The sequence below is a fragment of the Longimicrobiaceae bacterium genome, from assembly GCA_035696245.1.
GTDB lineage: Bacteria > Gemmatimonadota > Gemmatimonadetes > Longimicrobiales > Longimicrobiaceae > DASRQW01.
On sequence record DASRQW010000258.1, the window covers coordinates 1 to 11,571 of the forward strand.

Sequence of the window (11,571 nt, forward strand, 5' to 3'; positions counted from 1 at the left end):
CCCCCCCTCCTTCCGCCGCGACACCGCCCCAGCACCACCGGATGCTGCTTGCCCGGTCGCGAGACGCTATCCGGCCAGGGATGTTCAGACTGGTTCAGATGCCTCCACGTCCGCGCATCCGCAGAATCGAACACGACTCGCCCGACATATGACCGACTCCACTATGCAGCCGCAGGTCCCGCCGGGCATCGACAAGCTGCTGCGGCGCTTCTCCACGCTCACGCCGGACCTCACGCGCCAGGCGCTGGTGCAATACGCGAACAAGCTCCAGGCGCTACCGGAGCGCTTCCGCGGGCTGGACACGGAGCAGTACCGCGTGAACGAGTGCCAGACGCCGGTGGCCATCTACCCCGAGGTGGTGGACGGGCGCATGCAGTTCCACGCGGACGTGCCGCAGGGCGCGCCCACCATCCGCGCGCTGCTCGCCATGCTCTTCGACGCGCTCAACGGCCAGCCGCCCGAGACGGTGCTGGCGATCCCGCCGGACTTCGTTCGGCAGGTGATGGGGCGCATCGGCTTGGAGACGCGCGAGGTGGGGCTCAACGCCATGGTGGAGCGCCTGAAGCGCGCTGCCCGGCGGGCCGTGGAGGAGCGCGGGTCACCGGCCGCCTGATGCGTGGCTGCGCGGCGGTCCCGCCCTTGCGAAGCGTCCCACCGTCCGTTCTTTTACAGGCCGATTCGTCCGGAAGGGGCGCGGCCGCTGGCGCGCGCGAAGATCAGGCGGGGCCCGGCCATTCGCCGCGGCGCCGAACCAGGAGAAAGACCGAATGCGTGATACGTTTGCGGCCCGCCCCCGGGCGGCGGGCGCGCTCGTGCTGGCGCTGGTGCTGGCGGGCGGGTGCAGGCCGGTGAAGGAGGGCGGCTACGAAGCCGTGTCGCACCGCGAGCGCGACTTCACCCAGTTCCAGGCCACCAACCCGGACCCGCCTCCGTTCGTGCCCGGCATGGGCGGCGCCGCCAAGCTGGTCGCCAAGAACCTGCCGGCCGGCGTGACCCAGGCCATGGTGGACCAGGGCCAGCAGATGTTCGGCACCGTGTGCGCCGCCTGCCACGGCCAGAACGGCGTGGGCACCGGCGCCGCGCCCGCCCTGAACGACAGCAAGTGGCTCTGGATCAGCGGGCAGTATCCGGAGATCGTAGCGCGGATCAAGGAGGGCGTACCCGCGCCCAAGGAGCACCCGGGGCCCATGCCCCCGCGCGGCGGCGGCAACTTCAGCGACGAGCAGGTCGGCCAGATCGCCGCGTACGTGTACGCACTCAGCCACCAGGGGGGAGCATGAGCCGCGACAGCGAGGAGGGCCTTCGCGTGCAGGGTACCGTGCGCGACCGCTACCGCGAGTGGCGCGAGCAGAACCCGGCGCCCGAGCCCGAGAGCGCGATGAGCTTCTCCGAGGGCCTTCCGCTCCCGGAGCTGAGCGAGGCGACGGGCCGCGTGGTGTTCACTGCCGTGGGCGCGCTCATCGGGCTCTTCCTGCTGGTGCTGGCGGGCACGGCGTTCGCCGCGGCCCGCAGCTGGGGCGAGATCGACCGGGGCGGCGCGTGGGTGGGATACGGCGCCTCGGCGCTCTTCCTCACCATCGCCGGGCTGGGCGGCATCGTGGCCAGCTACAACCACAACTACCGGGTGATGACCCGCGCGCCCGAGCATCACTAAGGCGCAAAGAGAGCGGATCACCTTTGCGGCACATTCTTTGTTGACAAAGTGGGCACCCGTCGTTATCATGGGGCTCAGCCCACAACATGCGATGACGCCTGGGTACGGCTTCCCCCGCCGCTCCGGGGGCACGTCCTCTTTCCTTTCATGGAGACTCCCCACATGACCCGCTTCAACTTCCGGTCGTTGAACGTCGTTGCAGGGATCCTGCTCACCGTGGGCGGCTGCGACACTGCGCGCATGCCCACGGCGTACGCCGTCTCGGACTACCAGGCGGTGCGGATGCCCTCTTCGGGTGCGCGGATGTCGGCGAGCGGGTCGGGGACGGCCAGCAAGGTGATCGGGCCGGAGGGCGGCAAGCTGAACGTGGGGCAGTACGTGCTCACCTTCCCGGCGGGCGCCCTGTCGCAGCCCACCGAGATCGGCATGCAGTCGGTGGCCGGCTACGCGGGTGTGGACGTCAGCCCCCACGGCCTGACTTTCCCGGCCGGGCACGAGCCGGAGCTGTCGCTGAGCTACAAGGGCGCCGACCTGCTGGGCATTCACGTGCTGGCCGTGGGCTACGTGGGGGAGGACGGCAACCTCGACGAGGTGCTTCCCTCGTTGGTGGACCTGCGCGACCGCTCGGTGAGCGCCGATCTGCATCACTTCTCGCGATACCTGACGGTCGGTCACTGAACGAACCAGCCCCGACCCTCCGCCAGAGCAAAGGGCCCCGCCGCGGCGGCGGCCCTTTTCGCATTCCCGCCGGGCAGTGCATCCGTAACACCCACCGATGAACGATTCCCTCCGCTCGCTCCTGGAGCGTGCCCATGCCGAGGAGCACGCGGGGCTCTGGCCCGCGGCCGCGGCCACGTACGAGGCTGCGTACGCCGAGGCCGCGCACGGGCGTGACGCCCGGGGCGTGCTCGAGGTGGTCACGCGTGCCGGCCACTGCCACCGCCAGGCGGGCGACTCCGACCTGGCGGAGACGCTGCTGGGCTTGAGCCTCACGCTGGCCGAGCTGCAGGGGGAGGACGGGCTGGCGGCGCGCGCCCTGAACGGCCTGGCAATCCTGCGGCACAACGTGGGCGACGTGGAGGGCGCCGAGGCGCTGTACCTGGCCGCGCGCGACCACGCGCTGGCCGCCGGGAACGAGGTCTCGGTGGGCGAGACCGAGCAGAACCTGGGAATCCTGGCGAACATCCGCGGCCGGCTGGACGAGGCGCTGGCGTACTACGAATCCGGCCTGGAGCACCTGCGCAAGGCGGGCACCCCCCGCGCCTGCGCCAGCGTGCTCAACAACATGGCCATGCTGCACCTGGACCTGCGCCACCTGGAGCAGGCCGACGCCCTTTTCGAGGAGGCGATGCAGATCTGCGCGGCGGCGGGCGACGTGGTGACGGTGGGCGTGATCCACATCAACCGCGCGGAGCTGTTCCTGGCGCGCGGCGAGCCGGACCGGGCACGCGAGAGCTGCGACCAGGGCTTCGAGATCTTCTCGCGCGTGAACGACGAACTGTCGATGGGCGAGGCGCTCAAGTTCTACGGCATCATCTACCGCACCACCGGCAAGCTGCACCTGGCCGACCGCCACCTGCGCCAGGCGATCGAGACGGCCGCGGGCAAGGACCCACTGCTGGAGGCCGAGGCGCAGCGGGAGCTCGCCCTGGTGCTGCGCATGCAGGGCCGCAACCGCGAGGCGATGGAGGCGCTGAACCGCGCCCACCTGCTCTTCCGCACGCTGCACGCGGAGCCGGACCACGCCGAGGTGGGCGAGCGCATCGGGCAGCTGGAGAACGACTTCCTGTCGCTGGTGAGCGCGTGGGGCGAGTCGATCGAGGCCAAGGACATGTACACGAGCGGCCACTGCGCGCGCGTGGCCGACTACGCGTGCCGCCTGGCGCAGGAGGCGGGGATGCCCCCGCGCGAGCTCGTGTGGTTCCGCATGGGCGCCTTCCTGCACGACCTGGGGAAGACCGAGGTGCCCGAGGCGATCCTGAACAAGCCGGGCCGCCTGAGCGACGAGGAGCGCCGCATCATGGAGCGGCACCCGGTTGCGGGCGACGAGATGCTGGCCTCCGTGGAGTTTCCGTGGGACGTGCGCCCCATGGTGCGCTGGCACCACGAGCGCTGGGACGGCATGGGCTATCCCGATGGGCTGGCGGGAGATACGGTCCCGCTGCCTGCCCGCATCCTGCGCATTGCGGACGTGTTCGACGCGCTCACCAGCACGCGCAGCTACCGCCGCCCGCTCACGCCCGCCGAGGCGATGCAAATGATGGAGGACGACGTAGGCTCGTTCGACCCCGCGCTATTCGAGCTCTTCCGTACCCTCGTGCCCGAGCTTTCGGAGATTGCGCTGCGCGCGCACCGCACCCCCGAGGAGCCAGCTTCCGCATAGTCAGCCCGGCATCGGCGGGTAAGGTCGCGGCGGATGACATGTGCGTAAGAGCAGATTTTCCAGGTAGATCAAGGAAAAGAAAGAAGGCCCGCCGGTTGCCGGCGGGCCTTCTGCTATTCCGCCGATCAGGGGGCGTTGGAGCGGTTGCGCGCTCTTTGCGCCGGCAATGGCAGGAAAGCCGCGTGTTTAGACATTGCGGCACCGCCGCAACAGTTGTTGTCCGAAAACGGTAGTTGAAGGTTCCGGGGAGATTCGGCGGTTCTCTCACGGGTGGCGCAGGATGAGCGGAGGGTGCACCATGTTGAGGCAACGGTTTGGGTGCATCGTTCCAGGTTGGCAGACGGACATCCAACGTCGGCGTCCTACAGGTGGGGAGCGATCGGGGTGGGTAGGAGGATGCGGAGTGATATGATTGCCATTCGTCGTACCCGGAAAGCGATGTACGGCCGGAGACTCGCGCGGCGTGGTGCGTCGGGGTGCGAGGATGGCGCGAGGCTCACGCCGGGGCGGGGAGACCCCGGGCGGAGGCCAACAGCAGTACCGTTGCCGGAGGAGGAGGCTCCCCGACCCCGCGGAGGAGACGGGCGGCCAGGCAGTATCGGCCGGCGGGCTCCGGAGCGGCCCGCCGCGACGATGCCTGCCGTCCGCCGATCGGCCCGTCTCGGAATCAGATCGAGATCACGCTGCGGCGGCGACCTCGACCTCGATGCCGCGGGTGCGGAGGAGGAGCGCGACGGCTTCGCCGACCTTGTTGTTGGGCGTGGACGCGCCGGCGGTGAGGCCGACCGTGACCGGCCCTCGCGGCAGCCAGTCCTCGGCCTCCACCTCGGGGGCGTCGAAGGGCGTGCCGTTGGGCTTGAAGCGGATGGTGCCCCGCTCTGGGTCGATGCAGCCCGCGTCCGCCACGTGGTACGTGACGGTGTGGCGAGCGCAGAGCACGGCCAGGTGGTTGGTGTTCGACGAGTTGTAGCCGCCGATCACGAGCATGACGTCCGGCGGGCCGGCGGGGCCGGAGACGAGCTTGGTCACCGCGTCCTGCCGCTCCTGCGTGGCGGAGCAGATGGTGTCGAACGAGCGGAAGTGCGCGTCCAGGCTGAAGCCCGGTTCTCCGCCGTGCCGCCGGGCGAGCGAGCGCCCCACCTCGGCCGCGATCTCCAGCGAGTCGCCGGAGAGCATCGTGGTCTGGTTGGCGACGCCGATGCGCTCCAGGTGCAGGTCCGGGTCGAAGCCGGGCGACGACTTGGGGGCGAAGTGCGCGAGGAATGCCTCGCGCGTCATCGCGCCGGGTACACGTTCGACGTAGTCCATCACCAGGCGCGCCTCGGCCATGTCGCGGACGATCACGAACTGTCCGCCGGGGTGCTTGAACGCCTGGCTGGCGGTGGCGCGCGTCTCCTCGTGGTAGTACTTGCCGTGGATGAGCGCGGTGAACCCGTCGCGCGCGTACTGCTCCACGCGCTTCCACACGTTGAGCACGCTGCCGCACGTGGTGTCCACCAGCACGCAGCCGACCTCCTGGAGCCGCGCGAAGTCCCCCAGCGTGGCGCCGAACGCGGGCAGGATGACCACGTCTTCCGGCGTGAGCCCCGCGAAATCGAACTCGCCCCTCTGCGCGTCGGCTTCGAGGAAGACGATGCCCATGTCGGTGAGGCGGCGGTTCACGTGCGGGTTGTGGATGATCTCGCCGAGCAGGAAGATGCGTCGCTCGGGGAACTGGAGACGCGTCTCGTACGCGTAGTCCACGGCGCGGTCCACGCCGTAGCAGAAGCCGAACTCCTCGGCCAGGCGCACCGTGACGGCCTGGTCGCCCTCGCCGAAGCGGTCCTCGTACCCGCGCGCGCGGATGCGCTCCACCAGCGCGCTGTGGTACTCGGAACGGATCAGCGGCTCGATCTCCTTGCGGAGGCCGAAGCCGCGGCGGAAGTACGTCTGCTCCATCGTCTTGTGCGGTCTCGTGCAGGGGTCGCGCGGGCATGGCGCCCGCTTCGGTGAACGCTAACGGAAGGCCGGGGGCGCCGCAACCGTGAGGGTGGGCGGCAAGCGGCGGCGCGCCTCGCATCTCACGCGTGCGGGGAATAGTTTTTGCCCCCTCCACGCGTTCGCGCGCCGGGCCGCCGGCCACGCGGCGCGCAACCCTACCGTGAAGGAGCCGTTCGTGAGAGCTGGGAAGGGGAAGCCGCTGGGCGGGGCGCCCAAGAAGAAGCGGCTGGTGCCGCAGAGCCCGGACCGCAGGCCGCGCCCGCCGCAGCACCGCGGCAGCCTGATCGCCCTGGCGGTGATCGGGCTGCTGGTGCTGGGCGGCATCGGCGGCTTCGCGTGGCAGATGGACCGCCAGCTACGCGGCGGCATCCTGCGCCAGCGCGACGAGGCGCGCCGCCGGCCGGACTGGGTGAAGCTGGAGGCGCTGCCGGCGTACGTCCCCGCCGCCTTCCGATCGGTGGTGGACACCACGTCGTTCCGCGACGACGCCACGGCGCGCGCGCCGCAGGGCGAGGCGCAACTCACGGGCGACCTGCTGCGGCAGATCCACGAGCTGGACGGCAGCCTGGGCGGCGAGGCGAGGGAGCTGGCGATGTCGCCGCTGCTGGAGGAGCAGTCTTCGCGGAAGGACCTGCTGGAGCTGTACCTGAACCGCATCTACCTGGGCCGCGCGGGCAACTGGCCGCTGTTCGGCGTCTACCATGCTTCGCGGGAGTATTTCGGCAAGGCGCCGCAGCAGCTCACGGTGAGCGAGGCGGCGACGCTGGCAGGCATCCTCCTTCCCCCGCGGCTCACCGACCCGCAGAACCAGCCCGGCGCCGTGGGCCCGCGCCGCAACGAGGTGCTGCGCAGCATGCTGGAGTCCGGCGCCATCGACCAGGCCGCCTACCGCGCCGCCATCGCCGAGCCGCTGGGCTTCCAGCCGGGCATCGACTACGCGCCCATGACGAGGCCGCTGGACTGGAAGAAGCCGCCCGAGGTCATCCGCCTGGCGCCCGCTTCGCCCGCTCCCGGCGCGGATTCCGCGAAGACGAGTCCCGCGGGGCAGTAGCCGAATCTCCGCGCGCCGCGGCCGAGTCCGCTCTCGCCGTATCCGCCGGCTGGGGCGCCTCGGTGGGGCGGGAGAGGTGGAGCTGCACGAGGTGCCACTCGCCGCGGTCGCGGGCGAACACGCCGCTCATGCGCAGCCGGTCGGCGCGCGTGATGGGCTGGTCGGCCGGGATCAGCTCCAGGTGCGTGGCGAACCACCCCTGCCCCTCGCGCAGGTTCACGCGAACCTGCAGGTCCGGCGTGCGCGCCAGCACCGGGCCCTCCGTCCGCGTCTCCTCCAGCGCCTTCTCCAGCCCCGCGCCGCCGCTCAGCGCCGCCTCGTCGTCGCCCATCGGCCCGATCACGTTCGCTTCGGCCGCGGGCGAGAGCGCGGCAGCGGCGGCGGCGCGGTTGCCGCGGCCCAGCGCCTGGCGGAAGGCCACCACGCGCGTGCGGATCTCGCCCTCGGCCTGCTCCTGCTCGGTCGCCGCGGGGGTGCGGTGCTGGTAGAAGCCCGGCGCGGTCCGCTCGACCTTGCAGGCCGAGAGGAGGAGCAGGGCTCCGGCGGCGAGTGGGTGGTACCGGCGCACGGTTTCCTTGGGTTCGTGGGGCGCGGGGATGCTGCCGACAATGTGAGGCGCGTGCGTGCTGTGTCAAGGAGCGCCGCGCGTTTCCGCGTTCCCTTGACGCAACGCCGGGGCCGTGCCATCGTCTAGCCGTATCCCTTGCACGCACATGAGGTTCGATGATCTGGTTCGGCAAGAGCTTCCGCGAGGCGCTGTCGCTGCCGCCGGCGCCCCTCCCCGCGGGCGACGAGAACGTGCGCATGGAGCACGCGCTGATCCGCGTGGCCCAGCGCGCCCCGCACCTGGGCGGCGACGCCCTGGTGGACGCGCTGGCGCAGACGGGTTTCGTGGACCGCGACACCGCCGCGCGCCTGCTGCCCACCTTCCGCCACTTCGACCCGGACCGCTGCTTCGCCGAGGCGCTGCGGAGCCTCGCGTTCCGCGGCCCGGCGCAGGCCGGCGAGTTCCGCGCCCGCATCCAGCGCGTGGTGGCGGACCTCACGGGAGACGCTCGCCTGGGCGAGGTGGGCCCGGAAGAGGCGGTCCGCTTCGCGCACGACGGGCGCGAGGGCATCGTCCTGGCCTACCCGCAGGTGGGCTTCACCGTGGGCGGCGCGGCGATGCAGGCCGTGGAGGCGGCGGTGGACGAGATGCCCGACGCGCTGGTGATCGTCGCCAAGAACTTCCAGGAAGGCACCGCGCCGCAGCTCCAGTCGCTGCTGGCGCGCACCGAGGTCCCCGGCACGCTGGTCACGGTGAACCTGCTGCTGGGGATGCGCGCGGTCACCCTGCGCTACCAGCCGTCGCCGCACCGCGTGGTCGACCTGCTCGGCGCCGGCCGCCCGCTCCGCTCGCGCGACATCGCGCTGCTCGGCAACAAGGCGTAGCCGCAGGACAGTCTCCGCATCGGCCGGCCAGCTACGGGTAGATGGACGGCCGTTGCCGTATCGGTAGATGCTCGGCGGCGGTGGCCTCCACGCATCCGCATCTTCCGAAACGCGTTCGGCAGATGCGAAGCGATACGACGGCCTCTCGCATCCCCATCTTCCGAACGGCGGTGGATCAGGAGATGTGAGGCGGGCGATGCTGTCCCCGCGACGCCGATCCGCCGATCACCTCAAGCATCTCGGCGGATGCGCATCTTCCGCATGCGTTTCCGATGGGACACTGCCGACGCGCGGTGTGCGCCGAAGCCCGCGGTGATGCGCAGCCTTCCGTTTGATCGATCCACATCCACCGACGACTCCGATGGAATCTTCCGGCAGCACGACGCGGCGCGAGTTCGCGAAGTCCGTGGCGATGGCAGCGGTGGCGGTGCCCGTGCTCGCCAGCGTGGAAGCGTGCACGCCCGCGACGACGGGCGCCGCCGTGGCGGCCGCTTCCGCCGCGCCGCCGCCGCGGGCGGACGAGAGCGCCATCGACCCCGTGGCCGTCGCGCTGGCGAACGTGGTGCGCGCCAAGGCCGGCTCACGCCTCACGGCCGGGCAGCTGGTGGAGGTGCGGAAAGGCATCGAAGGCAACCTCCAGGCGGCGCACGCGCTCCGGAACTTCGACCTGCCCACGGCGACGGAGCCGGCGTTCGCCTTCCGCGCGTACCGCGGGGGTGAACGGTGATCCCCGTCGAGACGCTCTTCCTGCCCGTGAGCGAGCTCGCCGAGCGCGTGCGGACGCGGCAGATCGACCCGGTGGACCTGGCGGAGGCGTACCTGGCGCGGCTGGAGAGCATCGGCCCGCGGCTGAACGCCGTCGTCACCGTCACGCGCGAGCGGGCCCTGCGCGAGGCACGTGCCGCGCGCGGCGAGATCGCCGCCGGCCGCTACCGCGGGCCGCTGCACGGCATCCCGTACGGCGTGAAGGACCTGATCGCCGCCGTGGGCTACCCCACGACCTGGGGTGCGCAGCCGTACCGCGAGCAGAGGTTCGATGAGGACGCCACGGTGGTGCGGAAGCTGGGCGAGGCTGGCGCGGTGCTGGTCGCCAAGCTCGCCTCGGTGGAGCTTGCGGGGGGGATGGGCTACGAGCAGGCGAACGCGTCGTTCACCGGGCCGGGGCTCACACCGTGGAACACCGCGTTCTGGAGCGGCGGCTCGTCCAGCGGCCCCGGCGCCGCGGTGGCAGCGGGCCTCGTCCCGTTCGCGCTGGGGACGGAGACGTGGGGCTCCATCGTCACGCCCGCCGCGTTCTGCGGCGTCACGGGGCTGCGGCCCACGTACGGCCGAGTAAGCCGCCACGGCGCTATGGCGCTCTCGTGGTCGATGGACAAGCTGGGCCCGCTCGCGCGCTCCGCCGACGACGCGGGGCTCGTCCTCTCCGTGATCGCCGGGCGCGACCCGCTGGACGATGCCTCGGCGGACCGCCCGTTCGTGCATCATCCGTCCGCCGGCGCCGGACGTCGGCCCCGCATCGGCATCCTCAAGGGCCTGGCGGAAGGGTCGCAGGCGGAGGTGGCGCGGAACTTCGCCGCGTCCATCGAGGCGCTGAGCGACGGGGCGGAGATCGTGCGGGACGTGACGCTGCCGAAGTTCCCGTACGGCGCCGCGGCGGGCGTGATCATCGACGCCGAGGCGGCCAGCATCTTCGAGGAGCTGGTGGACACCGGCCGCGTGCACGAGCTGACGGCGCCCGAGGACCGCATCGGCGGCTACCCCGGCCAGGTGGTCTTCGCCAAGGACTACCTGCGCGCAATGCGCATCCGCGTCCCCGCCGCCGCTGCGATGGACAAGCTGTTCGCGGACGGTGGATTCGATGCGCTCGCGCATCCCACGCGCGCGACGGTGTCGTATCCCATCGGCCGGAAGTTCAGCGAGGCGTACCCGGACGTGAAGGGCGGCGGCGAGCCCATCAGCGGCGCGGCGAACCTTCTGGGGCTGCCGTCCATCGCCGTGCCCAACGGCTTCGGCGCGAACGGCCTGCCCACCTCGCTCTCCCTCACCGGCCGCGCGTGGGACGAGGAAAAGCTCATCGCCCTCGCCCGCACGTACCAGCAGAAGACCGATTGGCACCGCCGCCGCCCGCCGGTAAGCTGACGGGCTGGCACTCCGGTCGCGCCCCACTCCACGCGGAGGATGTGGCGACAACCATCGAGCCGCCGTGCATCATCCGTCATCGGCCCTCCGTGTCCCCCGCGTGACGGAGCTTGTCCGCAGCGGAGGACACAGGGGGCCCTTCCGACGGATCGTACGGATGGCTAAGAAGATGATGCCAAACGAGATGAACGGCGGCCCCGGAAGCGGTCCGGCGAATGCGCAACTTCCCGGCGTCTGAACGCAGTGCAGGTCCGCCGCAGCAACCCTTTCCGTTCGGAGACAAACCCATGAAGACGTCCCTTCGCGCCTCCCGGCGCGCGGTCCTGGCCCTGGCGGCGCTCACCCTGGGCGCCGCGGGCTGCGCCAAGCAGGTGACCCGCATCTCCCCGTCGCAGGCCGTGGACCTCTCCGGCCGCTGGAACGACGTGGACAGCCGCATCGTGGCCGACTCCATCATCCGCCAGAGCTTCGAGTCGCAGTACGGGCCCAGCTGGGCGGCGCGGTACGCCCAGGCGCACGCGGGCCGGCAGCCCACCGTGATCGTGGGCACCATCCGCAACCGCAGCATGGAGCACATTCCCGTGGGCACGTTCGTGCGCGAGCTGGAGCGCGCGTACCTGAACAGCGGGCAGGTGCAGGTGGTGGCGAGCGCCGAGGAGCGCGAGGAGGTGCGCGACGAGCGCGCGGACCAGCAGGACAACGCGGCCGCCGACACGCGCGCCGCCATGGGCCGCGAGCACGGGGCCAACTACATGCTGCAGGGCGACATCAACCAGATCACCGACCGCGAGGGCCGCCGCAGCGTGGTCTACTACCAGGTGGACATGACGCTGGTGGACTTGCAGAGCAACGCCAAGACGTGGGTGGGCCAGCAGAAGATCAAGAAGTACGTGGAGCAGCCGCGCATCCGCATCTGACCGCACCGGAACCGAG

At 71.3% G+C, this 11,571-nt stretch carries 12 protein-coding genes; 10 read left to right on the forward strand and 2 right to left on the reverse strand.

Features of this window, described 5'->3' with window-relative positions; all coding sequences use genetic code 11:
* Positions 1-148 precede the first annotated feature (148 nt).
* The 5 genes from VFE05_12040 to VFE05_12060 all read left to right on the forward strand — a co-directional run bounded on the left by VFE05_12040 (position 149) and on the right by VFE05_12060 (position 4,037).
* Positions 149-613: a SufE family protein gene (locus VFE05_12040; protein HET6230793.1), complete on the forward strand. Its 465-nt coding sequence runs from the start codon at positions 149-151 to the stop codon at positions 611-613.
* A 154-nt stretch (positions 614-767) separates the two neighbouring features.
* On the forward strand, positions 768-1,280 hold the full coding sequence (locus tag VFE05_12045) for a c-type cytochrome (protein ID HET6230794.1): 513 nt from the start codon (positions 768-770) through the stop codon (positions 1,278-1,280).
* Positions 1,277-1,654: a hypothetical protein gene (locus VFE05_12050; protein ID HET6230795.1), complete on the forward strand. Its 378-nt coding sequence runs from the start codon at positions 1,277-1,279 to the stop codon at positions 1,652-1,654. The genes VFE05_12045 and VFE05_12050 overlap by 4 nt, the downstream gene beginning before the upstream one ends.
* A 162-nt stretch (positions 1,655-1,816) precedes the next feature.
* Positions 1,817-2,332, forward strand: coding sequence for a hypothetical protein (locus VFE05_12055; GenBank protein HET6230796.1), 516 nt, complete (start codon positions 1,817-1,819; stop codon positions 2,330-2,332).
* A gap of 97 nt (positions 2,333-2,429) precedes the next feature.
* Positions 2,430-4,037: an HD domain-containing phosphohydrolase gene (locus tag VFE05_12060; GenBank protein HET6230797.1), complete on the forward strand. Its 1,608-nt coding sequence runs from the start codon at positions 2,430-2,432 to the stop codon at positions 4,035-4,037.
* A gap of 678 nt (positions 4,038-4,715) precedes the next feature.
* Here VFE05_12060 and VFE05_12065 read toward each other — a convergent pair.
* Positions 4,716-5,975 carry a 4-hydroxy-3-methylbut-2-enyl diphosphate reductase gene (locus VFE05_12065; GenBank protein HET6230798.1) on the reverse strand — a complete coding sequence of 420 codons (1,260 nt, stop codon included), beginning with the start codon at positions 5,973-5,975 and terminating at the stop codon, positions 4,716-4,718.
* Between the two features lie 217 nt (positions 5,976-6,192).
* Between VFE05_12065 and VFE05_12070 the strand changes: the two genes are divergently transcribed.
* Complete coding sequence (locus VFE05_12070; GenBank protein HET6230799.1) at positions 6,193-7,068, forward strand: transglycosylase domain-containing protein; 876 nt, start codon at positions 6,193-6,195, stop codon at positions 7,066-7,068.
* On the opposite strand, the gene VFE05_12075 is transcribed toward VFE05_12070, so the two are convergent.
* Entirely contained in the window at positions 6,998-7,636 is a 639-nt protein-coding gene (locus VFE05_12075; protein HET6230800.1) for a nuclear transport factor 2 family protein, read from the reverse strand. The genes VFE05_12070 and VFE05_12075 overlap by 71 nt on opposite strands.
* 155 nt (positions 7,637-7,791) lie before the next feature.
* Between VFE05_12075 and VFE05_12080 the strand changes: the two genes are divergently transcribed.
* From VFE05_12080 to VFE05_12095, 4 genes are all read left to right on the forward strand, one after another.
* Positions 7,792-8,499: a hypothetical protein gene (locus VFE05_12080; protein HET6230801.1), complete on the forward strand. Its 708-nt coding sequence runs from the start codon at positions 7,792-7,794 to the stop codon at positions 8,497-8,499.
* Between the two features lie 361 nt (positions 8,500-8,860).
* The gene (locus VFE05_12085) at positions 8,861-9,226 is read left to right on the forward strand and encodes a hypothetical protein (GenBank protein ID HET6230802.1); all 366 of its coding nucleotides are present in this window, start codon (positions 8,861-8,863) and stop codon (positions 9,224-9,226) included.
* Positions 9,223-10,638, forward strand: coding sequence for an amidase (locus VFE05_12090; protein ID HET6230803.1), 1,416 nt, complete (start codon positions 9,223-9,225; stop codon positions 10,636-10,638). Before VFE05_12085 ends, VFE05_12090 begins: the two co-directional genes overlap by 4 nt.
* A gap of 287 nt (positions 10,639-10,925) precedes the next feature.
* Positions 10,926-11,555: a penicillin-binding protein activator LpoB gene (locus tag VFE05_12095; protein ID HET6230804.1), complete on the forward strand. Its 630-nt coding sequence runs from the start codon at positions 10,926-10,928 to the stop codon at positions 11,553-11,555.
* Positions 11,556-11,571 lie beyond the last annotated feature (16 nt).

Coding starts and splice junctions, on each gene's coding strand:
- VFE05_12040 (HET6230793.1), top strand. CDS start 149: ATGACCGACTCCACTATGCAGCCGCAGGTCCCGCCGGGCATCGACAAG.
- VFE05_12045 (HET6230794.1), top strand. CDS start 768: ATGCGTGATACGTTTGCGGCCCGCCCCCGGGCGGCGGGCGCGCTCGTG.
- VFE05_12050 (HET6230795.1), top strand. CDS start 1,277: ATGAGCCGCGACAGCGAGGAGGGCCTTCGCGTGCAGGGTACCGTGCGC.
- VFE05_12055 (HET6230796.1), top strand. CDS start 1,817: ATGACCCGCTTCAACTTCCGGTCGTTGAACGTCGTTGCAGGGATCCTG.
- VFE05_12060 (HET6230797.1), top strand. CDS start 2,430: ATGAACGATTCCCTCCGCTCGCTCCTGGAGCGTGCCCATGCCGAGGAG.
- VFE05_12065 (HET6230798.1), bottom strand. CDS start 5,975: ATGGAGCAGACGTACTTCCGCCGCGGCTTCGGCCTCCGCAAGGAGATC.
- VFE05_12080 (HET6230801.1), top strand. CDS start 7,792: ATGATCTGGTTCGGCAAGAGCTTCCGCGAGGCGCTGTCGCTGCCGCCG.
- VFE05_12085 (HET6230802.1), top strand. CDS start 8,861: ATGGAATCTTCCGGCAGCACGACGCGGCGCGAGTTCGCGAAGTCCGTG.
- VFE05_12095 (HET6230804.1), top strand. CDS start 10,926: ATGAAGACGTCCCTTCGCGCCTCCCGGCGCGCGGTCCTGGCCCTGGCG.